This window comes from Rhizobium sp. 01N424 (genome assembly GCF_056399485.1).
Genome location: NZ_JBFTRK010000003.1, coordinates 94,102 through 118,417 on the forward strand (window position 1 = coordinate 94,102; position 24,316 = coordinate 118,417).

The window sequence follows — 24,316 nt, forward strand, 5'->3', positions numbered from 1 at the left end:
ATCCTATGCAGCGTTTTCCTGGAACACTTCTGGACGGTTATCGCAACTTCATGAGCGGGCGCTACGCAGACGCGCGCGACCGATACAAGACACTTGCGGAAAACGGCCAGAACCCGACGACACTCGTCATTGCCTGTTGCGACTCCCGCGCAGCACCGGAGTTGATCTTCGATGCCGGTCCGGGCGAGCTCTTCGTCATCCGCAACGTCGCCAATCTCGTTCCGCCTTATGAACCCGACGGGCATTTTCACGCCACATCCGCGGCGCTGGAATTCGCCGTGCAGGCGCTGAAGGTGACCGACATCGTGGTGATGGGGCATGGCCGTTGCGGGGGCATTCGAGCTGCCCTCGATCCAAGCGCTGAGCCGCTGTCTCAGGGTGACTTCATTGGCCGCTGGATGTCGCTGGTGAAGGACGCTGCCGAACAGATCGGCAGCAATGATATCATGACCCAGACCGAGCGGCAGACGGCGCTGGAGCGTGTATCAATCCGCAACTCGATCAACAATCTGCGGACTTTCCCCGAGGTCAAAGCCCTCGAGAAGGAAGGCAAGATTGCCTTGCACGGCGCCTGGTTCGATATCTCGACCGGCGAACTGTGGGTCATGGATGCGGAAAGCCGGGATTTTATCCGTCCGGAAGTATAGGCCTTAGCCTATAGGTTTATGGGTTCTTTAAGGAATCCCGTTAAGATTTCATCGACAGGCACCCTCAACCACCGGCTTACGGCGGCCTTCGATGAAATTTGAGACAACCAGCAAGATCATTCTGGCGGCAATCCTGCTGCCGTTCATGTTCATGGTCGCCGAAGGCGTTCTGGTTGTCCGTTCGTCATTTCATCAATATCTGTCGCTTGAGAAGGACTACCGCTTCGCCGACGTGCTGGCGCGCGGCGGCACGATTGCGGCGACAGAAATTTTGGGTGAGATCGTCGCGACGCGACAGTATCTCGCTCATCCAGGCAGCGAAACCGCTGCAGCGATGCAGCAGAGCCGCCAGCAGCTCGACAGCGAACGTCAGAAGTTCAAAGGTAGCCTGCCGCCGGTCGACCAGCTTGACGGAAACCTGGGTGGCGAGCTTTCCAATCTCGCGCTGGCTTATAGCCGCATCGTCTCTATCCGCGCGGCGGTCGATCGCGGGCTCTATGCCGGGAGCGATCCCGTCTATGTCTATTGGCAGGCGGCGATGAAACAGCTCGACGTCGTCGATGCGCTCTCGCCGCTGATCCAGGATCCAGTGCTGCTCGGAAAGTCGAACGAGCTGATGGGCGTGCTGCTCACCTATTATGCCGAGCGGTTGATCACCTCACTCGGCACGCGCTACCTCAACGAACACAATTACAGTCTTCGCTCCAGTGACCTCTTCATGCAGGGCAGAACCATGCAGGCGGCGGGCATGGACCATATGGTGTTTCACAGTTCGTCGCCGCTGGTTGCGGCGATCATGGAATATCTGAAGAGCCCAGCGCAGGTTCGTGCCGATGCCGTGACCGACGCGATATTGACGCGGGAAGCTCGTCCGCATGCTGCCGTTCGCGACGAGTGGTCGCGCGCGCAGGCGGAACGCATCGATTTTCTCAAGGGAAAGATCGGCGAAGCCGCTGCGGATATCCACCGCACTGGAGAGGCGCTCGCCAAGCGTTCGCATCTTCACATGACGCTGGTTCTCGTTCTCTGTGGCGGTCTGCTCGTTCTTGCTGGTGTCGTTGCCACGCTGGCGACCAAGGGGTTGAGGATGATCTCGCGCCTGTCACGCGAGCGCGAGGCGCTGGTTGGCGAACTCAGAAGCGCTGCGCAGACGGATCTCCTGACCGGTCTCTACAATCGCCGTGGATTCGAGGCGGCTGCCGCAGCGCTCTTTGCCCAGGCGGAAAGCGGTTCGCGCTGGATCTCCGTCGTGCTTTTTGATCTCGATCACTTCAAGAAGATCAACGATATTCATGGTCATGATGCGGGTGACATCGTGCTTCGCCATGTCGCGGCAACGGCCAAGCAGCATTTTCGCAGCTTCGACCTGCTGGTCCGGCATGGCGGCGAGGAATTTCTGGCCTTGCTGCCCGATGCGTCGCCGGATGAGGCAGCAGAGATTGCCGAGGGCGTTCGCACTGCCATCGAGGCTGCGATGATCGATCTTCCCGGCGGCGAATGTCTTTCGGTGACGGCGAGCTTCGGCTGCGCCGGCCGGACGCTTGGCGGCGGCACGCACAATTTCGAAGATCTCGTCAAGCGCGCCGATATGGCGCTCTATGCCGCCAAGGCGTCCGGACGTAACCGTGTCGTCTCGGGTCCGCTGGTGCCGCAGGCCACAATGGTCAAAGCCGAGGCCAAATGAAAAAGGCGCCGCAAGCGGCGCCTTCAATTCAATTGCAAATGGGTGGATTACTGGCCGCCGTCGATCTGCTGGCCGATATAGGCGATCGCCTGCTGATAGACGGTTGCCGCGTTCCAGCCCTGGATAGCAACGAAATTCGGTTCGCCCGGCTGATAGCCGGCACCTGCGCGCCAGCCGTGACCCTTCAGGAAGTTTGCTGTCGACGCCAGCGCGTCAGCACGCGAGCCGACCATGTCGACACGGCCATCGCCATCGCCATCGGCACCGAAGCGGACGACATTGCGCGGCAGGAACTGCGTCTGGCCGATCTCGCCATGTGCGGCGCCGCGCGCCTGCGGGCTCAGATAGCCTTCAGAGACGAGCTGCAGGGCAGCATAGAGCTGGTCGGTGAAATAGTCCGAGCGGCGGCAGTCATAGGCCAGCGTCGAAACGGCTGACAGCGTGTGCTGCGTGCCCATATAGCTGCCGAAGCCGGTTTCCATGCCCCAGATCGCGATCAGCGGGCCGGCCGGCACGCCGTAGCGGCGTTCGATCGACGTGAAGAGAGCCTGGTTGGAGCGCTTCATGCCCTTGCCGCGGGAAATGATCGCCGCACCGCCGCGCTTCTGCATGAAGGCGTCGAAGGACAGCTTGAAGCTCTTCTGGCCACGGTCGGCAGCAATCGTCGGACGATTGTAGGCGACGTTGGCGAATGCACGGCTCAGAACCGACTGGCTGACGCCCTGTGCTGCAGCTTCCTGCTTGAATTGCTGCACCCAGGCATCGAAGCCGGCGCCATTATTGCCGCATTGCGCGGCGTTGGCCGCTACCGGAACTGCATGGAAAGCGCCCACCGCCGCGATGGCCGCCACCAAGAATTTTGTCATGCGCATGAGAAACCCCGATCTCGATCTGCAGTCGCTGGAATGCCGGGCAGAATGCCAGCCAAGGGTGATTTTGTCACGATCACCTTTTGGCGAGATTGGCCGCCTGCCGCACGATTGCCGCCTGGCTGGTTCAAAGAAAGCCCCGCAAGTCTGACGACATGCGAGGCTGATAGCAAGCTATGGTTAATATTCGGTATCAGGCGGCCTGCTTGCGCGGCTTGATGAGGCCACGATTGACGAGAAGCTCGGCAATCTGAATGGCGTTCAGAGCGGCGCCCTTGCGCAGGTTGTCAGAAACGACCCACATGTTGAGACCGTTTTCGACCGTCGCATCTTCGCGGATACGCGAGATGAAGGTGGCGTCTTCACCGGCAGATTCGTAAGGCGTGATGTAGCCGCCGTTCTCATGCTTGTCGATGACGAGGCAGCCCGGTGCATCGCGCAGGATGTCGCGGGCCTGATCGGCGGTGATTTCGTTTTCGAATTCGATGTTGACCGATTCCGAATGGCCGATGAAGACAGGCACGCGAACTGCGGTGCAGGTGACCTTGATCTTCGGGTCGAGCATCTTCTTGGTTTCGGCCAGAACCTTCCACTCTTCCTTCGTATAGCCGTCTTCCATGAAGCTATCGATATGTGGAATGACGTTGAAGGCGATGCGCTTGGTGAACTTCTTGTTCTCGATCGGATCGGCAACGAAGACGGCGCGCGTCTGGTTGAAGAGCTCGTCCATGCCATCCTTGCCGGCGCCTGAGACCGACTGGTAGGTGGAGACGACGACGCGCTTGATCTTGGCGAAATCATGCAGCGGCTTCAGCGCGACGACGAGCTGGGCGGTCGAGCAATTCGGATTGGCAATGATGTTGCGCTTGGTGAACTGGGTGATGGCGTCCGGGTTTACTTCCGGCACGATCAGCGGCACGTCCTGATCATAGCGCCAGGCCGAGGAATTATCGATGACGACGCAGCCCTGCTGGCCGATCTTCGGCGACCACTTCTTGGAGACTTCGCCGCCGGCAGACATCAGGCAGATGTCGGTGTCGGAGAAATCGTAGTTCTCGAGATTGAAGACCTTCAGCGTCTTGTCGCCATAGGACACTTCCGTGCCCTGCGAACGCGAGGAGGCAAGTGCTACGACTTCGTCAGCCGGAAAGCCACGCTCGGAGAGGATGTTGAGCATTTCCCGGCCGACATTTCCGGTTGCTCCCGCGACTGCTACTTTGAAACCCATTTTCAGCTCTCTTTCTCTTCTCTCCTCTTGTCCGGTGAGGGGGGGAAAGCGCGAAATCATCGCGGCTTCCTGTCCCCAGCCGAGCCGGGGAGAGAGCGGCAGGCCAGAGACGTCAGACGGTTTTCGTCGTCGTTTTGGCCTTGGTTTTGGAAGAAACCGGAACGGCAATATCCACCCCGGCACTCAGTGCCCGGTCATTGCATGCAGCAATGGCGTGTTCGAAGCGAACCATGGATAATTCCTTTTCCGCCGTTGCTCATAAAACGTTTTCCACAGGAGTCAAGGTTTTTGCGCCTGCGGCCAGAGCCTGGTGCCGGTGCGGCAGATTGTCATACCTGTGTCATCCACATGTCATCCCCCAGGGCTATCTCCGGCCCGTTGTTCATTTACTGCAACGAAAACGGGGGTTTTCCATGCGTATGATTTTTGCCGCTCTGGCGGCCACGACGATTCTTGCCGGTGCCGCGCAGGCGACTACGGTTTATCCGCTTGATCGCGCAACGATTCTTGCCGGTTCGCCATTTGACTTCAAGGTTGAGCTCAGCAAGCAGGTAAAGCCCGAGGACGTGAAGATCACGGTCAACGGTCAGGACTACAAGACGGCTCTCGGGGGCGAGGCCAAGTTTGTAGAGCTTGAAAAGGGTAAGGACGACAAGGCACTCGGTTCCGCCGTCATCCTGCGTGGCCTGACGATCGCCGCACCCGGCGACTACAAGGTCGAAGTGTCGGCCGGCGACGAGAAGAAGTCGGTTACCTGGAATGTCTACGGCACCGGCGACGCGCCGAAGGCCAAGAACGTCATCTTCCTGATAGGCGACGGTCTTTCCGTTGCGCATCGCACGGCAGCCCGCATCATGTCGAAGGGCATGACCGAGGGTAAGGCGAACGGCCGCCTCAACATGGACGATGTGCCGCCGGCAGCTTTCATCGGCACATCGGCAACCAACGCTGTTGCCACCGACTCCGCCAATACCATGTCGGCCTACATGACCGGCCACAAGACAGCCGTCAACGCGATCGGCGTCTACGCAGACCGCACGCCTGACTCGCTTGACGATCCGCGCGTCGAAACGATCGCAGAAGCGGTCCGCCGACAGACCAAGAAATCGATCGGCATTGTCGCAACCGCCGAAATCGAGGACGCCACACCGGCTGCGGTTGTCTCCCACACGCGCAATCGCAGCGACAAGGCCGATATCGTCGGGATGCTTCTCGACGTGAAGCCGGAAGTCGTCCTCGGCGGCGGTTCTGCCTACTTCCTCGGAAAGGACGTTCCGGGCTCCAAGCGCAAGGATGACAAGGACTACATCAAGCTCTTCCAGGACGCCGGCTACAAGCTTGCCATCGACAAGAACGAGCTTGCAGCCAACGCATCGGCTGAAGGCAACCTTCTCGGTCTCTTCCATACCGGCAACATGGACGTCACGCTCGATCGCGAATTTCTGAAAAAGGGCACCGTCGAGAAATTCCCGAACCAGCCGGGTCTCGTCGAGATGGCAACGGTCGCGCTCGATCGCCTGTCCAAGAACCCCGACGGTTTCTTCCTGATGGTCGAGGGTTCGTCGATCGACAAGATGTCCCATCCGCTCGATTGGGACCGCGCCGTCGTCGACACGATCGAATTCGACAAGGTCGTTGGCCTTGCCCGCGAATTCCAGAAGGCCCATCCCGATACGCTGATCGTCGTCACCGGCGACCACACCCATGGCGTTTCGATCATCGGTACTGTCGATGACGAAAAGCCGGGCACGGAGATGCGCGAAAAGGTAGGCACCTATGCCGAAGCGGGTTTCCCGAACTATACCGACGACAACGGCGACGGCTATCCGGACAAGATCGACGTCACGCGCCGCCTCTTCCTCAGTGCCAATAACGGCCCCGACCATTACGAGACGTTCCGTCCGAAGCTCGACGGTCCGTTCGTTCCTGCCGTGCAGAACGAAAAGAAGGAATATGTCGCCAACGAACAGTACAAGGATGTTCCCGGTGCTGTGTTCGTTCAGGGCAACATTCCGAAGAGCGGCGACAGCGGCGTTCATGCCGTCGATGACGTCGTCCTGCAGTCGGATGGTCCGGGCTCCGAAGGCTTCCGCGGTTACATGGAGCAGAGCGATGTCTACAAGGTACTCGCCGACGCTTTTGCGCTCGGTGTCAAACAAACCAACTGACGGAGCGCGGTGAACCGCCTCTTCCGCGTAATCTTCCCGGCCGCCGATCTGCGGCCGGGAACTTGCAAGGAGTTTGATATGCATAGGATCACACGCCGGAGCCTTTTCGGTATGATGATGGCATTGCCGGTGCTGACGTCTGCAAGATGTGTCGAAGCCGCCGACGCAACGCTCGGCTTCGATGAGCTCTATGGGAAATTCGGCGTTCTCGGCCTCGAATTTTCCGAGAAGGTGAAGGCGCTCGCCGGCAGGCAAATCAGCATGCGCGGCTTCATGGCGCCGCCGTTGAAAGCGGAAGCGCAGTTTTTCGTGCTGACGGAAATTCCGATGTCGCTCTGCCCATTCTGCTCGTCTGATGCCGACTGGCCCGACAATATCGCCGTCGTCTATCTCGACGAGAAGCAGACCTTCGTGCAGCCCAGCCAGACGATCGAAGTGCGCGGCATTCTCGAATACGGCTCGTGGACCGATCCCGAAACCGGCTTCGTCAGCCTGCTCCGCCTGCGCCAGGCCGAATATTGGGCGGTCTGATGCTGGCGCTCGAGATCAGCAATCTGTCGGTCACGTTCAGCGGACTCAACGCACCGGCGCTTGAGATCGGCGCGCTGGCGCTGTCTGCCGGCAGCCGGGTTGCGGTGACCGGGGCTTCCGGCTCAGGCAAGAGCACCTTCGTCAACATCATTACCGGGTTGGAACGTGCGGTGCGCGGATCCGTCTGCTGGAACGGTGACGATATCTGCGCTTTGTCCGAGAGCCACCGCGACCGCTTCAGAGCGGGTAACATCGGACTCGTAATGCAGGACTTTCATCTGTTTCCGGGGCTTTCGGCCGTCGAGAACATTTTGTTGCCCGCCCGTCTGTCGCGCGCCGCCGATGCTCAAATGGTGCTGCGTGCGCATGAACTGCTGATGCGGACCGGCCTTTCACGGCCCAATCAGAACATCGAGACGATGTCGCGCGGCGAGATGCAGCGGGTGGCGATCGCGCGTGCGCTTTTGCGCAAGCCGGGCGTCATCGTCGCAGACGAGCCGACCGCCAGCCTTGATGCCGAAACCGGCCGCATCATCGGCGACCTGCTGCTTGATCTGGCGATTGCGGAAGGCAGCACGCTGATCGTCGTGTCGCATGATCCGCATCTGTCAGGCCGCATGGACCGCCGCCTGTTGCTGTCCTCGGGACGCATCGTTGAAGACGCCTTCAGCAACGAGGTAGCGGCATGATCCGGTTCATCGCCGCCGATGTTCGTCGCCTCTGGGCGGGTTCCGTCGTCGTGGTTCTGCTCGTTGCCCTGGCAACAGCGCTCGGCGTTGCGGTCGTCCTGCAGGAGCGGGCGTTGCGGCTCGGCAGTGCGCGGGCGGCCGACAGGTTCGATCTCGTGATCGGCGCTGGCGGCAGCGAGACGCAGCTTGTGCTATCATCCGTCTTCCTGCAGCCCTCGCCCTTGCCGCTGATGCCGGGCCAAATACTTTCCAAGCTGACTGCCGATCCGCGGGTCGCATGGGTTTCGCCGATCGGCTTCGGCGATTCCTTTTCCGGATATCCGATCGCCGGCACCAGCCTGGCCCTGCCCGACAATCTCTCCGGCGGGTTCAGCGAGGGTCGTGGCTTTGCCGCGGAGAACGAAGCCGTTGTCGGCGCAGCGGTCAGCTTGCCGCTCGGATTCGAGATCAAGCCGATGCATGGCTCAGTCGAAACCGGCGGTCATACCCATACCGAAATCGCCTATCGCGTGACCGGCCGCATGAAGCCGACGGGGACCGCCTGGGATCGGGCGATCCTGGTGCCGATCCAGGCTGTCTGGCATATCCATGGCCTTGAATCCGGTGATTCCGCCGATGAAGATCACGATCACGCGGATGACCACGCGCTTGATGATCGCTGGTCCGGCGACTTGCCCGGCCTGCCCGCCGTTCTCGTCAAGCCGAAGTCGATCTCAGATGCCTACAAGCTGCGGCAGGACTATCGCAGCGGCAACACGGTCGCGGTCTTTCCGGGCGAAGTACTGACCAACCTCTACGCAACGCTTGGCGATGCGAAGCGTATTCTGGTCGCGGTGGCATCCGGCGCACAGGGGCTGGTCGCCGCATCGCTGATCCTGGCGACCGTCATCCATATCGGTCAGCGCCGCCGCCAGATCGGAGCGCTCAGGGCGTTCGGCGCGCCGCGCCTGGCCATCTTCGGTATTGTCTGGGGTGAGTTCTTTGCGCTGATCGCGCTCGGCATCGCGGGCGGTTTTGCGCTGGGCTATTGCGCAGCGTCTCTGCTTTCCGGTTTCTTCAGCGCCAGCAGCGGTATTGTCATGCCGGTGGGCTTTGTCCGGGCCGACCTGATGCTGGCCGGGGTGCTGATTGCATTTGGCGCCGTTCTTGCTGCGCTGCCTGCGATTCTGGCCTACCGGCAATCTCCGGCGGAAGCCCTCAGGGCGTGATAATGCAGGCTGCTGCGCGAAGCTGTGCAAACACGTTAGACTAAAGTCATAATCCCAAAGCCGCTCTCTTTATCCGAATTCTTTTCTGCCACACTCTTCGCAGGTGAGCCGCGTCCAGGGGCATACTTTGAGGAGAGTTTGGGACGCGCCTTGCTGCTCATCATTCTGTGGAGGACAGACAATGGCAAATATCGCAAGCGCCGAGAGCGCAAAAGCCCGTCCGATGACTGGCGAGGAAAGGAAGGTCATCTTCGCCTCGTCGCTCGGTACGGTCTTCGAATGGTATGATTTCTATCTCTATGGTGCGCTCGCAACCTATATCGGCGCCACCTATTTCACTCAGTATCCCGAAGCCACGCGCAACATCTTCACGCTTCTTGCCTTCGCCGCAGGCTTCCTGGTCCGTCCGTTCGGCGCCCTGGTCTTCGGCCGCCTCGGCGATCTCGTCGGCCGCAAATACACCTTCCTGGTCACGATCCTGATCATGGGTTTCTCGACCTTCCTCGTCGGTATCCTTCCGGGTGCGGCGACCATCGGCATCGCGGCTCCGATCATCCTGATCGTGCTTCGCCTGCTGCAGGGTCTGGCACTCGGCGGTGAATATGGCGGTGCTGCGACCTATGTCGCGGAACACGCGCCGAATGGCCGACGCGGCTACTTCACATCCTGGATCCAGACGACGGCAACGCTCGGCCTTTTCCTGTCGCTGATCGTCATTATCGGTGTGCAGCAGATACTCGGCACGACGGCATTTGCGGCCTGGGGCTGGCGCATTCCGTTCCTGGTTTCCATTCTGCTGCTCGGCGTCTCGGTCTGGATTCGTCTGAAAATGAACGAATCCCCGGCCTTCCAGAAGATGAAGGCGGAGGGCAAGGGTTCGAAGGCGCCGCTGACGGAAGCCTTCGGCACCTGGAAGAATGCCAAGATCGCTATCATCGCGCTGCTCGGCGCAACGATGGGTCAGGCGGTCGTCTGGTACGGCGGCCAGTTCTATTCGCTGTTCTTCCTGCAGAACGTTCTGAAGGTGGATCTGCAGTCGGCCAATATCATGGTGGCGATCGCGCTGATCCTGGCGACACCGTTCTTCGTCGTCTTCGGCTCGCTGTCGGACAAGATCGGCCGCAAGCCGATCATCATGGCGGGTCTGCTTATCGCCGCCATCACCTACCAGCCGCTGTTCAAGGCGATGACCTATATGGCCAACCCGGCCCTCTATGAGGCACAGGCTTCGATCCGCGCAACGGTGACTGCCGATCCGGCAGACTGCAAATTCCAGTTCAACCCGACCGGTACGTCGAAGTTCACCAGCTCCTGCGATGTGGCAACGGCGTTCCTGACCAAGAACTCCGTGCCTTACGACGTGGTGCCTGGCCCTGCCGGACAGCCGGCAACGGTCAAGATCAGCGATGCCACCATCACCAGCTTCGACGTCATCGCCGCTGGCGACAAGGCCAAGGGCATGACCGCAGCCTTCGAGAAGAGCACCAACATTGCGCTTCACGATGCCGGTTACCCGCTGAACCGCGGCGCCGCCAAGGTTCCGGATTCCAAGCTCGATGCCTTTATCGCGGCTAACCCGGAGCTCAACCTGAACGCCGAGACGATCCGCGCCGGCGAGAAGGAAACCATGCCTGCCGACAAGCTGGTCGCTGGCAAGCTGCTGACGGCTGAGGAAGCGAACGGCGTCACCGACATGGCGGTCTATACGGTCGCTGGTGGTGGCACCTTCGCCATGGTGGCTGATCCGGCACGCGTCAACTGGATCGGCACGATCGCCGTACTCTTCGTTCTCGTGCTCTACGTGACGATGGTCTATGGCCCGATCGCAGCGCTCCTGGTCGAGCTCTTCCCGACCCGTATCCGCTACACCGGCATGTCGCTGCCCTACCATATCGGCAACGGCTGGTTCGGCGGTCTGCTTCCGGCAACGGCCTTCGCGATGAGCGCGGCTGCCGGCGATATCTACTACGGTCTCTGGTATCCGATCGTCTTCGCAGGCATCACGCTGGTCATCGGCCTGCTGTTCCTGCCGGAAACCAAGAACCGCGATATCCACGCCGACTAAGATCGCATGGATTGAGATGATAGAACCCGGCGCTCACAAGGCGCCGGGTTTTTTATGCGCGCAGCAGCCGTTTCGGAGCGGGCCAGCCGTCAGCGAGCTTGAAGAGGACGCCGTAGCGCGAAAAGACGATGGCGATCATCAACGAGAACCAGCCGCCCAGCGCCAGTCCGGCAATTACGTCGCTCGGATAGTGAGCGCTGACCATGACGCGAGTCATGCCGAGCCAGAGCGCACAGGCGAGGAAAACGACGCGGTATCGGGGAAAGAGAAGCGATAGCGCGGCGAAGAAGGCACCGATCGTCGTCGCATGTCCCGAAGGGAAGCTTTCGAAGGCTGCGTGTCCGGAGAAGGGCGAGAAGGAAAAGATCCCGTAGTCGTCGAAATGCTGCGGACGGGCGCGGCCGATCACCCGCTTGAGGATGTTGGCGAGGATGCCGGAGAGCGCGATGGAGATCAGCAGATAGGCGCCGATCCAGCACATCTGTAGCGCTTGAATGCGGGTGCGCAGCGATCTGACGACCCGCAGTGCTGCGAGGCCTTCGAAGAGCAGGAAGGTGCTGGTGATGATGATCCAGCCGGAGGTGCCGAAATCTGTGAGGATACGGCCGAGGCGGCGCATGGCGGGCGGCACGTGCCCGGCGCCGACAGGACCATCCAGCACCAGCATGGAGAGCAGAACGGCATTGAAAGTGATGAACAGGCAGGTCTGCCAGCGCAGTTGTGGCATCCGGCAGGTGCTGCGCCGCCAGCGCCTGTCGAGCGAAGAAAGTATCGCCTGCATCCAATTCGATCCGTTCAAAAATCAATATCGAGAACAGTGCGACGGTAGCATCGGGTGGCGACAGTTTTTTTACGAAGACGGTCAGATCAGACGGCTGAGCCGCGGTATTGGCCAGCCTTCACGGCCGACTGAGAAGACGAAGCCGAAACGCGCGAAAGCAATCGACAGCGCGAAGGCAAGCCATGCGCCGAGCGCCAATCCGGCCGCGACGTCGCTTGGATAATGGACACCGATGATGACGCGTGTCGCGCCGAGCCAGAGGCCGATACCGATGAACACCAGCCGGAAGCGCGGAAAGAGCAGCGCCAGAGACATGAACAGCGCACCGATATTGGCCGAATGCCCGGACGGAAAGCTCTGGTGCAGAAAATCCCAGCTGAAGGGCGTGAAGCTGAAGATGCCTTCCTGCTCGTAAAGCAGCGGCCGGGCGCGGCCGATCAGGAATTTCAGCGGGTTGGCGATTGCGCTGGCCAGGATGACGGAAAGGCCGACATAGGCGGCCATCTGGCCGAAATAGGCCATGCGGAATCGCCTGCGCACCTTCCAGAGGCGGCGCCGGACCACGTAGCCGGTGACCAGGATCGTCAGCAGACCGGCAAGGATCCAGGCGAGCCTGCCGATATCGGTGACGTCGCCGGCAAACGAGACGAGTGGCGGCGAAAGGCTCTTTACCGCTTGGCCCAGCGGCCGGTCGAAGACGAAGAAGGCGATGGCGACGGCATTGATGGCGAAGAGCGCGAAGGCCTTCCAGGGAACCCGCCGATGGATCGTGCGCCGCGCCTCGTAGCGCTTCTTCAGATAGGCCCTGCAGCCTGGCTTCGGTCCGGCGGTGTCGCTCATTCTGTCCCTTCGTCGTTGGCACGGGGGAGATAGGGAGACGAGGCGCCGGCTTCAATGAAAAAGCCCTCCGCGCGGCTGCGCGAAGGGCCTTGAAAAGCGTTTCACGTGAAATATCAGGCCGAGAGCGCCTTGAATTCCGCAAGGATTGCCGCTCCCATCTCGATGGTGCCGACCTGCTTGCAGCCTTCGGCCATGATGTCGCCGGTGCGGATGCCCTTGTCGAGAACGTTGGCGATCGCCTTTTCGAGATTGTCGGCTTCGGTGACCATGTTGAAGGAATAACGCAGGCACATGGCGAAGGAGGCGATCATGGCGATCGGGTTGGCAATGCCCTTGCCGGCAATGTCAGGTGCCGAGCCATGGACCGGCTCATAGAGCGCCTTGCGCTTGCCGGTCTTGCCATCGGGCGCGCCGAGCGAAGCCGATGGCAGCATGCCGAGCGAGCCTGTCAGCATGGCGGCCACGTCAGAGAGCATGTCGCCGAACAGGTTATCGGTGACGATGACGTCGAACTGCTTCGGTGCGCGGACGAGCTGCATGCCGCCGGCGTCTGCCAGCATATGGTCGAGCTGAACGTCGGAGTATTTTTCCTTGTGCGTTGCCGTCACCACCTGGTTCCAGAGCACGCCAGACTTCATTACGTTGCGCTTTTCCATCGAGCAGACGCGGTTCTGTCGCGTGCGGGCCATTTCGAAGGCGACGCCGGCGATGCGTTCGATCTCGTAGGTGTCGTAGACCTGCGTGTCGATGCCGCGCTTCTGGCCGTTGCCGAGATCGATGATCTCCTTCGGTTCGCCGAAATAGACGCCGCCTGTCAGCTCGCGGATGATGAGGATATCGAGACCTTCGACCAGTTCCGGCTTCAGCGAGGAGGCGGAAGCGAGTGCCGGATAGCAGATCGCCGGGCGAAGGTTTGCGAAGAGCTCCAGATCCTTGCGTAGGCGCAGCAGGCCGGCTTCCGGACGAACTTCGTAAGGTACGGCATCCCATTTCGGGCCGCCGACGGCGCCGAAGAGAACGGCATCGGCGGCGAGCGCCTTCTGCATGTCGGCTTCCGAGATCGCCTGGCCATGTGCGTCATAGGCCGAGCCGCCGACGAGGCCTTCGTCGGTCACGAAACCTGATTTCATCTCCTCGTTCATGTAGGCGATGATCTTGCGGACTTCGCCCATGGCTTCAGGACCAATGCCGTCGCCCGGCAGCAGGAAGAGATTGCGCGTTGTCATGAAACCCTCCGAAGGAAAAACAAGCTGCGGCTTCTTAGACCCCGGAAATCGGCATTTCAAGCAAGGGAGAGGCCGAATCGGTACGCTTTGCCGCGCTATCGGCCGGTAGCGAAGTGTTGACCCCTGCCCGTCTCCGCGCCAAGAAGACCGTCAGGTTTCAAGAAATGGAATTCACAATGTCCCCGTCCCCATTGCATCTCAACACCCCTCTCCTGCGCAGCGCTGCCGATTACAGCGCCAGCGGCAAGCCGCTATGGCTGAAGCTCGATGCCTTGCAACCATCCGGAAGCTTCAAGATGCGCGGCGTCAGCAGGCTCTGCCAACATGAGGTGGAGAATGGGGCAAAGGAAATCTTCTGCGCATCGGGCGGCAATGCCGGGATCGCGGCGGCCTTTGCCGGGCGGGCGCTCGGCGTGCCCGTGACCATTGTCGTGCCGGAGACGACATCCGCCGACGTTCGGCAGTTGATCGAGGCGGCCGGGGCTTCCGTTCTGGTTCACGGCTCCGTCTTCGATGAGGCGAACGCCTATGCGATCAAACTCTCCGAAGCCCGGAATGCCGCCTATGTTCATCCCTTCGACCATCCGCTGCTCTGGGAAGGGCATGGAACGCTGATCGATGAAGCTGTGGCTTCAGGCACAAAATTCGACTGCGTCGTCGTCAGCGTCGGCGGCGGCGGCCTGCTTGCCGGTATCGTTGCCGGGTTGAAGCGCAATGGTCTTGATAATGTGCCTGTGATTGCCGTCGAGACCGAAGGGGCTGCCTCCTTCCATGAGGCGTTGAAGGCGAAGGAGCGCATCACCCTGCCTGCCATCACCTCAATTGCCAATTCGCTCGGTGCGCGGCAGGTGGCGCAGCATGTCTTCGATCTGCCCAGCCATCATCCGATCGAAAGCGTGACGGTGACTGACGCGCAAGCGGTGGCTGCCTGCCTGAAATTTGCGGATGCGCACCGCATTCTCGTCGAGCCCGCCTGCGGGGCTGCACTTGCGGTCGCCGATGTGCATGCCGGTCTGCTGTCGCGCTTCGAAAATCCGCTGATTGAAGTCTGCGGTGGTGTCGGCGTTTCGCTCGACAAGCTCAAGGTCTGGAAAGAGCGGTTTCTCTAATCAAAATGAAAAAAGCCGGGCGAGAGCCCGGCTTTTTTGTCCGTCGTTTCCGATGCCTCAGGCAGCCCAGGGGCGCGAAGCGCTGTTCTGCTTTTCGAAGCTGTCGATCGCCTTGCTCTTTTCCATCGTCAGGCCGATATCGTCGAGGCCGTTCAGCAGGCAGTGGCGCTTGAACGCGTCGAGATCGAACTTGATCGAGCCGCCATCCGGGCCGGTGATCTCGAGATTTTCCAGATCGACGGTCAGAATGGCGTTCGAGCCGCGCGACGCGTCGTCCATCAGCTTGTCGAGATCTTCCTGGCTGACCTTGATCGGCAGGATGCCGTTCTTGAAGCAGTTGTTGTAGAAAATGTCGGCGAAGCTGGTGGAAATGACGCAGCGGATGCCGAAGTCGAGCAGCGCCCACGGGGCGTGTTCGCGCGAAGAGCCGCAGCCGAAATTATCGCCGGCAACCAGGATCTTAGCATCGCGGTAAGCGGCCTTGTTCAGCACAAAATCGGCATTTTCCGAGCCGTCTTCGTTGTAGCGGGCTTCGGCGAAGAGGCCGGTACCGAGGCCGGTGCGCTTGATGGTCTTCAGATAATCCTTCGGGATGATCATGTCCGTGTCGATGTTGACGACGGGCAAGGGCGCGGCAACGCCGGTGAGCTTCACGAATTTATCCATGACCTAGGCTCCAAATTCAGCGGATGTACTTTCGTTGATCAGCATCTAGTCCAGTTTTTTGCCGAAATGAAGGAGAATCTTTCCAAAGTGGCGGCTGCGCGGCGTTTCGCGCAGCCTGCCGCATCGCATGGGCGGCTATTTCGATGCCTCGTTCAGACCCCAGATGACGCCGAAGGGATCGCGCAACTGGCCGTAGCGGTCGCCCCAGAACATCAGTTCGATCGGCATGACGACTTCGGCGCCTGCGGCCACGGCGCGGTTCCACCAGGCATCGATATCGTCAATGACAAGCTGGATGGCGAAGCCTTCATGACCTTTGAAGGGATGGCCATATTCGGGATAGGCATCCGACAGCATCAGCGAGCTGCCATTGATGTAGAGATGCACATGCATCGTCCGGCCCTTTTCGTCGGCCGGAACGACATAGGCCTCTTCGGCGCCGAATGCCTTCTTGTAAAATTCCGCAGCCTTGAGGGCGCCATCAACAGTCAGATAGGGTAGCAGGCCATTCTTGACCGGCGGCATCTTGGCGGGTGCGTTTTCCGTAGTGCTCATTCTTTCCTCCGTCTCTTGATTTTGAAGGTCGGCATCGTGCCGTCCGTCTCAAGGACGTAGAAATCAAATGCGCGCCGACAGCGCCGCGAAGAATTTTTCGTGAAGGGCTTATGCTGGCTCTGAGATCAGAGATCGATGATCGTGCCGCGGCCATCGTTCCAGATACGCATTTCGCGCTGCTGGGTTTGGGCCTTGGCGCGCACCGGAGCCGGTTTCATCTTCAGCGACATTGCGCGGCCAACCATCAGCACGGTCAGGATGCCGCCGACGGCGAGCGTGACCGAGAAGGTGAACAGCGCCAGCGCCACGAATACAGTGACGCCTGCCAGCATGAGGAAGATGGAACGGATATTCTGCATAATTCTAGACCTCTCTTCGAAAGGAATGTGGTCCTTGATTTCCCTCCTTGCAAGGCAAGCATGGCTTTTTGTTGTCTTGTCAGCCTTCACAAAGCTTGGCACACATTCGTGATGAGCCGAAATTCCCCTGCCCGTTCCTTCACTCTCCGTCGTTCGTTGCTGAGCGTTCCCGCGATCAATGCCCGCGCGCTGGAGAAGACCCATGTGCTGGATTGCGATGCCGTGATCTTCGATCTGGAGGATTCGGTTGCACCGGAAAAGAAGGATGAGGCGCGGCAAAACCTGAAAGCTTTCTTTGCTGGCCCGGCGCTCGAGGGAAAAGAGAGGATCATCCGCATCAATGCTCTCTCTTCCGGCTTCGGCCCTGCCGATATGGAGCTGGTGCGCGCCCTGGAGCCGGATGCGGTGCTTCTGCCGAAGGTCAGCGAGCCGCAGGATGTAATGGCGATCAGCGACATGCTTGGCGATGCCGACGCGCCTGATACGCTCCGGATCTGGGCGATGATCGAGACGCCGCGGGGTATTCTGAACAGCGCGGCGATCGCCGAATTCGGGCGCACCGCTGGCTCGAGGCTCGATTGCTTCGTCGTCGGCCTCAACGACCTGCGCAAGGAAACCGGCGTGTTGCCGCAGCCGGGTCGGACCTATCTGGTGCCTTGGCTGATGCAGGTGATCCTCGCCGTTAGGGCTTATGGCCTCGATGCGATCGACAGCGTTTTCAACGATTTCAAGGATGCGGATGCCTTCGAGGCCGAATGCGCGCAGGCACGCGCCATGGGCTTCGACGGCAAGATGCTGATCCATCCGGCGCAGATTGATGCCGCCAACCGGCATTTTGCACCCGGCGAGGCGGCGATCCGCGAAGCCCGGGAGATCATTGCTGCCTTTGCCGATCCTGCGACCGATGGCCTCAACGTCATCAATTCAAACGGCAGGATGATCGAGCGCCTGCATCTTGTCCAGGCCGAAAGTCTGGTTCATAAATCCCGCCTCATTGCTGAACGGAAATCATGACATGAAGCTTTACCGCCTTCTGACCGGCCAGGACGATGCCGCCTTCTGCCATCGCGTCACCGATGCCCTCAACAAGGGCTGGTCGCTGCAGGGCTCTCCCTCGGTCACCTTCAACGCCGAGACCAAGCAGGTCATCGCCGCCCAGGCGATCGTCAAGGACGTCGAAGGCAAGGACTACCACCCGGATATGAAGCTCTCCGAGCAGTAATATCTATCGGTCGGCTGCTTCTTCGGCGCTTTCTTCAATCCGCTCCATGTCGTCATCGCTGAGACCGAAGTGGTGGCCGATTTCGTGGATGAGGACATGGGTGATGATGTCGCCGAGCGTTTCGTCGTTCTCGGCCCAGTAATCGAGGATCGGACGGCGGTAGAGGCGGATGCGGTTCGGCAGTTCGCCGGTTTCCATCGTGAACCGTTCCGAAATGCCCCGGCCCTCGAAAAGGCCGAGCAGATCGAAAGGCGTTTCCAGCGCCATATCCTCGAAAACGTCATCATCGGGAAAATCTTCGATCTCGATCGTCAGATTGGCGGTCAGAGAACGAAACTCGTCCGGCAGGTGGCTGTAGGCCTCCATCGCCAGCGATTCAAATGAGCTGAGCGTCGGTGCATGGCGATCACGCCAATCCTCGCTCTGGTCTATGCGGGCCATCAAAAACCCCTTTCTTTGCCGCCCATATAGAACCTTTGCGAAGGATTTTCGAGTGTGGAATCAACGGCAGGAATAAATTCACATCAAATGGCTGTTGACTCTTTTTGACAGCTCTGGAATCTATAAGAACATAACAGGAACAATTCTGACTTGGAGTGAACGTCATGGCACAGACGGCCGTGACGCGCGAGCGGCTTTTTGCGCTCCGCGAAACCATTGCGAAGCTTGAGGGCAAACCGGTTCCGGCGCTTGCGGCAGCGGAGCAGGAAGCTGTGGCTGCTGGAGATGCGCCACGAAAGAAGGGGAAGGCACCACAATTTTCCTTCGGCGTTCCGCAGCTGGACGTGGCCCTCGAAGGCGGCTTGCCGCTCGATGCCTTGATTGAAATCCGCACCCGGATGTTTCGTGATGCGGGCGTTAGCAGCGGCTTTGCTCTGGCGCTTGCGGCAGCGCTGCAGCACAAGGCCGAGGAAAAAAATCCCGTTCTCTGGATCGCCGACAAGGTCGGATCGATCGAGGCCGGTATGCCCTATGCGGTGGGGCTCAAGGATTTCGGATTGCGGCCGGAGCTCTTTCTGCATGCAAGTCCGCGCAAGCTGGAGGATGCGCTCTGGCTTGCGGAGGCGGCTCTGGAAAGTGGCGCTTTCATCACGACGATCCTGGAAATTCGCGGCAATCCGAAATCCTTCGGCCTTGCCGAGAGCCGGCGGTTTCATCTCAGGGCGAAATCGGCTGGCCGCTCTCTCCTGCTGCTGCGGCAATCAGGAGAGGAAGAGGCAAGCAGCGCCCATGTCCGCTTTCTTGCCAAACCTGCGCCTGCGCGGGAACGGCCTCTCCCGGATGGTTCGATGCTGGGCGGCAGCATCGGCAGTCCGGTTTTTCATCTCACCCTGGAGAAGAGCCGCAATCCGGCCCCCCTCTCCCTCTTCCTGGAGTGGAACCCCCATGACCGCCAGTTTCTCCCCGTCGAACAATCAGCCGTCACTCGCTTTCCAGGCGAGCTCGCAGCGCATTCTGGCGCTGCATTTTCCGCATCTCTCCACGGACAGGATCGCCCGCAAGAGATGGGGTCTCTCGTGGCGTTCGAAAGGGCATCCTGACGCGGCGCCGATCGTCTGCTCGGGCCGGTCCGACAATACGATGCGGCTGACGGCGCTGGACGAAAAGGCGGAAAAACTCGGCCTCAGGAAAGGGCTTGGCGTTGCCGAAGCCCGCGCCATTCACCCGGTCATCGACGTCATCGAGGAGGATGCTGCTGCCGACCGGCGCTTGCTGGATGCGATCGCCGACTGGTGCGACCGCTACACGCCGCTGGTCGCCCTCGACGGCAAGGACGGGCTGTTTCTCGATATTACAGGATGCTCTCATCTTTTCGGCGGCGAAAGGGCGATGCTGAAGGATATCCTCTTGCGGCTCCATCAGATGGGCCTGGATGTGGGTGGTGCGATTTCCTCGTCGCCCGGGCTATCCTGGGCCGTCAGCCGTTTTGGCGAAGGCGGGGTGATTGCCGAGGATGAGGCGGGTGCTGTTCTCGAACCTCTGCCGGTCACCGCGCTCCGCCTCGATGCGCCTGTCGTTGCAGCCCTTCAGAAACTCGGCCTCCGCTATATCGGCGATCTCATGCAGGCGCCACGCGCGCCGCTCACCCGCCGCTTCGGCGCACTTGTTCTTTTGCGGCTTGATCAGGCGCTGGGCCTGGATGAGGAGCCCGTTTCTCCCCGCCTGCCTATTGCCAGCCTTTCGGCGGAGCGGCGGCTTGCCGAGGCGATTACGGCCGAAGAGGACATTCTTCTTCTTGCAGGTCAGGTTGCGCATGCGTTGCAGCCTTCGCTTGAGACGCAAGGCATCGGCGGAAGGGTCTTCGAACTGGTGTTGTTCCGGGTGGATGGCTGCGTCTTTCGAATTTCTGCCGGTACCTCCCGGCCGTTGCGTGATCCGCAGCGCATTGCCAGCCTGTTCTGCGAGCGGCTGACGGCAATTCATGATGATCTCGATGCCGGCTATGGTTTCGAGATCCTGCGGATCAATGTTCTCAGGCATGAAAACTTCCAAAACGAACAGGATGATTTCGAGGGAGAACGGCAGACGGCGATCTCGCTTGCCGGGTTCGTGGACAAGGTTTCGGCCCGTCTTGGCGAGGAATGCCTGATCCGTTTTGAACAGCGTGAAAGTCACGTTCCGGAACGTGCAGTCTTTGCCGTTCCGGCGATCGAGACCTTGAACAAATCGCCCCGGGAGCCGGCCGCTCCGATGGCAAGGGGCGATAGACCCGTTCGCCTGCTTGCCATGCCCGAACCGATGGAGGCTTTTGCTGCCGAGGTGCCTGACGGAGCTCCGGCGTATTTTCGCTGGCGGCGTATCCGGCACCGCATCCTGAAAAGCGAAGGGCCGGAGCGGATCGCCATGGAATGGTGGATCGATGGTGTGGATGCCAAGGAGCGTGATTATTTCAGCGTCGAGGACGAGCAAGGCTATCGCTTCTGGATCTATCGCGAAGGTCACTACGGACCGGATATGCCGCAATGGTTCATGCATGGAGTTTTCGCATGACACCGGCCTTTTTCGAAATCGGCGCCAGAACGAACTTTTCCTTCCTGGAAGGGGCTTCCAGGCCCGAGGAGATCGTCACTCAGGCGGCCATTCTCGGCCTTTCCGGTATTGGGATCGCTGACCGGAATTCGGTCGCGGGCGTTGTGCGCGCCTATGCCCAGACGAAGGTTTTTCGCGGCAAATATGAGCGGAAGCTGGCCGGCAAGCTGGAAAAGGATGAGAAGGCGGAAGACATTCTGGAGCCCGTTCCTTTCCAGCCAGGTGCGCGTCTGGTCTTTTGCGATCAGACGCCTGAGATCCTGGCCTATCCCAAAAACCGGCAGGGCTGGGCGCATCTCTGCCGGCTTCTGAGCGCTGGAAACCTGAAGGAAGGCGCTGTCAAGGGAACGTGTCTGCTGGAAGAAGCGGATCTGATGGAATGGGGCGACTGCATGATGCTGGCGGCCGTTCCTTCCTCCGCCATTCTGAATGCCTCTGCCTGCAGAGGTCAGTTTTCGGATTGCCTCGGGCGCCTGAAAGACCGGTTTGGTACAAACCTGTTTCTGGCGCTGACCCCTGCCTACAACGGCCATGATGCGCTGACGTTCGCGACCTTCTCGAATGTCGCGGCGGAAAACCGCGTCCCTTTGATCGCAACCAATCAGGCCCTCTATCACGACAGAACCCGCAGACCCCTGTCCGATGTCGTGACGGCCATTCGCGAGCACGTGGCGATCCCCAAGGCTGGCTTTCTTCTCGCTCCGAACGCCGAACGTTATCTCAAAGACAACAGGGAAATGTCGCGGCTCTTCAGAAACTATCCCGAGGCGATCGAGAATACCGGCAGGTTCTTTGCCGGGCTGGAATTTTCCCTGGACGAGATCAGCCATAATTATCCGACAGAAAATGCGCCTGGGGAAACGGCATATGAGACGCTGGACCGGCTGACGCGGGCGGGCGCGATCAAGCGGTATCATCCAGAAGCGGTGCCGGAAAAAATCCAGGACCAGATCGACTACGAGCTCGATCTGGTCAGACAGAAAGACTATGCGGCCTACTTTCTGACGGTTCACAGGATCGTTCATTACGCACGCTACGAGAAGAATATCCTCTGCCAGGGACGAGGCTCGGCGGCCAATTCGGTCATCTGCTATTGTCTGGAGATCACGGAAGTCGATCCAGCCAAGAGCATCCTGCTCTTCGACCGGTTCATTTCCATGGATCGCGATGAGCCACCGGATATCGATGTCGACTTCGAGCATGACAGGCGCGAAGAGGTCATCCAGTTCATCTACGAGGCCTATGGACGAAACCACGCCGGGTTGACGGCGGGGGTGACCACCTACCGGACGCGCTCGGCAGGGCGCGAAGTGGCGAAGGCTTTCGGGCTTTCCGAAGACGTGCAGTCTGCAATTGGTAGCCTGGTCTGGGGATGGTCGGACGATAGCCTATCCGAGCGCGAGGCGAAGGCTGCCGGTCTCGACATGTTCGATCCGATGACCCGGAATGTGCTGCAATATGCCTCCGAGCTTCTGTCCTTTCCGCGGCACCTGACCCAGCATGTCGGCGGCTTCGTCATCACGCGTGACCGGCTCGACGAAATCGTGCCGATCATGAAAACGGCGATGCCCGGCCGCTACATGATCGAGTGGGACAAGGATGACCTGGACAATGTCCGGATACTGAAAGTGGATGTCCTGGCACTCGGCATGCTGACCTGCATGCGAAAGGCTTTCACGCTTCTTGAGGATCACTATGAGGTCAGGAAGACCCTTGCCGATCTCGGCAACAGGGAACATGGCGATGAGGGCAGGCCCGTCTATGAGATGATGTGCCGGGCCGATACGCTCGGTGTCTTCCAGATCGAGAGCCGGGCGCAGATGAGCATGCTGCCGCGGCTGAAGCCGGACCGGTTCTATGATCTCGTCATCGAAGTGGCGATCGTCCGGCCGGGGCCGATCCAAGGCAATATGGTGCATCCCTATCTCAAGCGGCGCGAGCAGTTCAAAAGCGGCGTCAAGATCAAGTATCCTAGCGAAGAACTGAAACCGGTGCTGGAGAGGACACTCGGCGTTCCACTGTTTCAGGAACAGGCGATGCAGATCGCCATTACCGCGGCGGGCTTCAAACCGGCTGAAGCCGACAAGCTGCGGCGAGCCATGGCGACGTTCAAAAGGACCGGCACGATCGGAGGGTTCGAGAGCCGGTTCATCGATGGAATGGTTGCCAAGAAATATCCCAAGGAATTTGCAGAGCAGTGCTTCAACCAGATCAAGGGTTTTGGGGAGTACGGCTTCCCCGAAAGCCATGCGGCCTCCTTTGCCCTGCTCGTTTACGCCTCCTCGTGGATGAAGGCTTACTATCCTGACGTCTTTTGCGCGGCGATGCTGAACTCGCAGCCGATGGGTTTCTATGCACCGGCGCAGCTGGTGCGCGATGCGCGAGAGCATGGTGTCGAGATCCGCGAAGCCGATATCAATCGCTCGGATTGGGATTGTCTCTTGGAGGCGGCGGTTTTTGATCGGCGGCGGATCGATTTTCGTCATGCCGCGATGCGCAGCGTCATTCGATCCAAGCGGGCCGTGCGCCTTGGATTCCGGCAGATAAAAGGCCTTTCTGAAGATGCGATGCGGAGACTGGTGGCGCAGCGTGACGGGGGCTATCGTTCGATCCACGATCTCTGGCGGCGATCGGGCCTGAAGAAAACCGATATCGAGCGGCTTGCCGATGCCGATGCCTTCGGGTCCATCGGACTTTCGCGCCGGGAGGCACTCTGGGCTGTTCGGGCTCTGGATGCGCAGAGCGCAGCGGAGAGGTTGCCGCTGTTCGAGCGCGCTGCTGAAGATGATCTTCAGATCGAGCCGGAGACAAACCTGCCTGAAATGCTGCCTGGAGAGCAGGTCATCGAAGATTACCGCTATCTGTCCCTGTCGCTGAAGGCGCATCCCGTCTCGTTCCTGCGCGAGGAATTCAGCAAGGCTGGCATCTGGCGCAATGTCGACCTGCTGCAGGTCGAGAATTGCAGGCGGGTGACGATTGCCGGCCTCGTCCTTGTCCGTCAGCGTCCGGGCTCTGCCAAGGGCGTCGTCTTCATGACGCTGGAGGATGAGACAGGGGTGGCCAATGCCATCGTCTGGCCAGCGATTTTCGAGAAGTATCGTGCCATCGTCATGGGTGCGCGTCTGGTAAAGATCCGCGGGAAGCTTCAGAGCCAGAGCGGTGTGATCCATACCGTGGTCGAGCATATCGAGGACATGACGCCGGCTCTCGGTATTCTGCAGCAGGAAGCGCGGCGTTTCGGCGCCAGCGACCGATCGGATGAAGCGTTACGTCCCACTGTCGATCAGCGGCAGAAGAGGATCATGACCAATCTCGAAAGGGCGGCCTTGGAAAAACGCATGCTCGACCGGACGCGGGAGCCAGCCACCGGAGAAACTGCAAAAGTGATGCCGCGAGGGCGCAATTTCCATTGAAGCCGGAAAATCCTGTAAGAACAAAT

22 protein-coding genes and 1 pseudogene are annotated in these 24,316 nt (G+C 60.1%); 13 read left to right on the forward strand and 10 right to left on the reverse strand.

Features of this window, described 5'->3' with window-relative positions; genetic code table 11:
* Positions 1 to 5: 5 nt before the first annotated feature.
* Positions 6 to 647 carry a carbonic anhydrase gene (locus AC1DNK_RS10940; RefSeq protein ID WP_112517881.1) on the forward strand — a complete coding sequence of 214 codons (642 nt, stop codon included), beginning with the start codon at positions 6 to 8 and terminating at the stop codon, positions 645 to 647.
* Between the two features lie 91 nt (positions 648 to 738).
* A complete protein-coding gene (locus tag AC1DNK_RS10945) occupies positions 739 to 2,331 on the forward strand; it encodes a GGDEF domain-containing protein (RefSeq protein WP_477941043.1) in 1,593 nt (530 codons plus the stop codon).
* A gap of 47 nt (positions 2,332 to 2,378) precedes the next feature.
* Here AC1DNK_RS10945 and AC1DNK_RS10950 read toward each other — a convergent pair whose 3' ends face one another.
* The 3 genes and pseudogenes from AC1DNK_RS10950 to AC1DNK_RS10960 form a co-directional block, all read right to left on the reverse strand.
* Positions 2,379 to 3,203: a lytic murein transglycosylase gene (locus AC1DNK_RS10950; RefSeq protein ID WP_112385974.1), complete on the reverse strand. Its 825-nt coding sequence runs from the start codon at positions 3,201 to 3,203 to the stop codon at positions 2,379 to 2,381.
* A 190-nt stretch (positions 3,204 to 3,393) separates the two neighbouring features.
* Complete coding sequence (locus tag AC1DNK_RS10955; RefSeq protein ID WP_112385973.1) at positions 3,394 to 4,428, reverse strand: aspartate-semialdehyde dehydrogenase; 1,035 nt, start codon at positions 4,426 to 4,428, stop codon at positions 3,394 to 3,396.
* A gap of 112 nt (positions 4,429 to 4,540) precedes the next feature.
* Positions 4,541 to 4,733, reverse strand: a pseudogene (locus AC1DNK_RS10960) (hypothetical protein); the annotation flags it as partial.
* A gap of 108 nt (positions 4,734 to 4,841) precedes the next feature.
* On the opposite strand from AC1DNK_RS10960, the gene AC1DNK_RS10965 reads away from it, so the two are divergent.
* From AC1DNK_RS10965 to AC1DNK_RS10985, 5 genes are all read left to right on the forward strand, one after another.
* Positions 4,842 to 6,596 (forward strand): alkaline phosphatase, encoded by a 1,755-nt coding sequence (locus tag AC1DNK_RS10965; RefSeq protein ID WP_477941044.1) that lies wholly within the window; start codon positions 4,842 to 4,844, stop codon positions 6,594 to 6,596.
* A 78-nt stretch (positions 6,597 to 6,674) separates the two neighbouring features.
* Positions 6,675 to 7,127 (forward strand): hypothetical protein, encoded by a 453-nt coding sequence (locus AC1DNK_RS10970; RefSeq protein WP_477941045.1) that lies wholly within the window; start codon positions 6,675 to 6,677, stop codon positions 7,125 to 7,127.
* On the forward strand, positions 7,127 to 7,816 hold the full coding sequence (locus AC1DNK_RS10975) for an ABC transporter ATP-binding protein (RefSeq protein WP_477941047.1): 690 nt from the start codon (positions 7,127 to 7,129) through the stop codon (positions 7,814 to 7,816). The genes AC1DNK_RS10970 and AC1DNK_RS10975 overlap by 1 nt, the downstream gene beginning before the upstream one ends.
* Positions 7,813 to 9,024, forward strand: a complete 1,212-nt coding sequence (locus AC1DNK_RS10980) for an ABC transporter permease (protein WP_477941048.1) — start codon at positions 7,813 to 7,815, stop codon at positions 9,022 to 9,024. Before AC1DNK_RS10975 ends, AC1DNK_RS10980 begins: the two co-directional genes overlap by 4 nt.
* A gap of 181 nt (positions 9,025 to 9,205) precedes the next feature.
* Positions 9,206 to 11,089 carry an MFS transporter gene (locus AC1DNK_RS10985; protein ID WP_477941049.1) on the forward strand — a complete coding sequence of 628 codons (1,884 nt, stop codon included), beginning with the start codon at positions 9,206 to 9,208 and terminating at the stop codon, positions 11,087 to 11,089.
* Between the two features lie 52 nt (positions 11,090 to 11,141).
* Here AC1DNK_RS10985 and lpxE read toward each other — a convergent pair whose 3' ends face one another.
* The 3 genes from lpxE to leuB form a co-directional block, all read right to left on the reverse strand.
* Positions 11,142 to 11,870 carry a lipid A 1-phosphatase LpxE gene (gene lpxE / locus AC1DNK_RS10990; protein ID WP_477941050.1) on the reverse strand — a complete coding sequence of 243 codons (729 nt, stop codon included), beginning with the start codon at positions 11,868 to 11,870 and terminating at the stop codon, positions 11,142 to 11,144.
* 81 nt (positions 11,871 to 11,951) lie between these two features.
* Positions 11,952 to 12,710 carry a phosphatase PAP2 family protein gene (locus tag AC1DNK_RS10995; RefSeq protein ID WP_477941051.1) on the reverse strand — a complete coding sequence of 253 codons (759 nt, stop codon included), beginning with the start codon at positions 12,708 to 12,710 and terminating at the stop codon, positions 11,952 to 11,954.
* A gap of 113 nt (positions 12,711 to 12,823) precedes the next feature.
* On the reverse strand, positions 12,824 to 13,936 hold the full coding sequence (gene leuB / locus AC1DNK_RS11000) for a 3-isopropylmalate dehydrogenase (protein WP_477941052.1): 1,113 nt from the start codon (positions 13,934 to 13,936) through the stop codon (positions 12,824 to 12,826).
* Between the two features lie 176 nt (positions 13,937 to 14,112).
* Between leuB and AC1DNK_RS11005 the strand changes: the two genes are divergently transcribed.
* Entirely contained in the window at positions 14,113 to 15,045 is a 933-nt protein-coding gene (locus AC1DNK_RS11005) for a pyridoxal-phosphate dependent enzyme (RefSeq protein ID WP_477941053.1), read from the forward strand.
* A gap of 57 nt (positions 15,046 to 15,102) precedes the next feature.
* On the opposite strand, the gene leuD is transcribed toward AC1DNK_RS11005, so the two are convergent.
* The 3 genes from leuD to AC1DNK_RS11020 form a co-directional block, all read right to left on the reverse strand.
* Positions 15,103 to 15,711, reverse strand: a complete 609-nt coding sequence (gene leuD / locus AC1DNK_RS11010) for a 3-isopropylmalate dehydratase small subunit (protein WP_477941054.1) — start codon at positions 15,709 to 15,711, stop codon at positions 15,103 to 15,105.
* A 135-nt stretch (positions 15,712 to 15,846) separates the two neighbouring features.
* Complete coding sequence (locus tag AC1DNK_RS11015) at positions 15,847 to 16,266, reverse strand: VOC family protein (protein WP_112517969.1); 420 nt, start codon at positions 16,264 to 16,266, stop codon at positions 15,847 to 15,849.
* A gap of 125 nt (positions 16,267 to 16,391) precedes the next feature.
* Entirely contained in the window at positions 16,392 to 16,625 is a 234-nt protein-coding gene (locus AC1DNK_RS11020) for a hypothetical protein (protein WP_112385962.1), read from the reverse strand.
* A 111-nt stretch (positions 16,626 to 16,736) separates the two neighbouring features.
* On the opposite strand from AC1DNK_RS11020, the gene AC1DNK_RS11025 reads away from it, so the two are divergent.
* A complete protein-coding gene (locus tag AC1DNK_RS11025; protein ID WP_477941056.1) occupies positions 16,737 to 17,639 on the forward strand; it encodes an HpcH/HpaI aldolase/citrate lyase family protein in 903 nt (300 codons plus the stop codon).
* A 1-nt stretch (position 17,640) separates the two neighbouring features.
* Positions 17,641 to 17,847, forward strand: coding sequence for a DUF1737 domain-containing protein (locus AC1DNK_RS11030; RefSeq protein ID WP_112517868.1), 207 nt, complete (start codon positions 17,641 to 17,643; stop codon positions 17,845 to 17,847).
* Between the two features lie 3 nt (positions 17,848 to 17,850).
* On the opposite strand, the gene AC1DNK_RS11035 is transcribed toward AC1DNK_RS11030, so the two are convergent.
* The gene (locus tag AC1DNK_RS11035; RefSeq protein WP_112385959.1) at positions 17,851 to 18,288 is read right to left on the reverse strand and encodes a metallopeptidase family protein; all 438 of its coding nucleotides are present in this window, start codon (positions 18,286 to 18,288) and stop codon (positions 17,851 to 17,853) included.
* A gap of 164 nt (positions 18,289 to 18,452) precedes the next feature.
* Between AC1DNK_RS11035 and AC1DNK_RS11040 the strand changes: the two genes are divergently transcribed.
* Genes AC1DNK_RS11040 through AC1DNK_RS11050 form a run of 3 tightly spaced genes read left to right on the forward strand, consistent with a single transcriptional unit; the run spans position 18,453 to position 24,290 of the window.
* Positions 18,453 to 19,388 carry an ImuA family protein gene (locus tag AC1DNK_RS11040; RefSeq protein WP_477941057.1) on the forward strand — a complete coding sequence of 312 codons (936 nt, stop codon included), beginning with the start codon at positions 18,453 to 18,455 and terminating at the stop codon, positions 19,386 to 19,388.
* A 10-nt stretch (positions 19,389 to 19,398) separates the two neighbouring features.
* On the forward strand, positions 19,399 to 20,838 hold the full coding sequence (locus AC1DNK_RS11045) for a Y-family DNA polymerase (protein WP_477941402.1): 1,440 nt from the start codon (positions 19,399 to 19,401) through the stop codon (positions 20,836 to 20,838).
* Positions 20,835 to 24,290 (forward strand): error-prone DNA polymerase, encoded by a 3,456-nt coding sequence (locus AC1DNK_RS11050; protein ID WP_477941058.1) that lies wholly within the window; start codon positions 20,835 to 20,837, stop codon positions 24,288 to 24,290. Before AC1DNK_RS11045 ends, AC1DNK_RS11050 begins: the two co-directional genes overlap by 4 nt.
* The last annotated feature ends 26 nt before the right edge of the window (positions 24,291 to 24,316 follow it).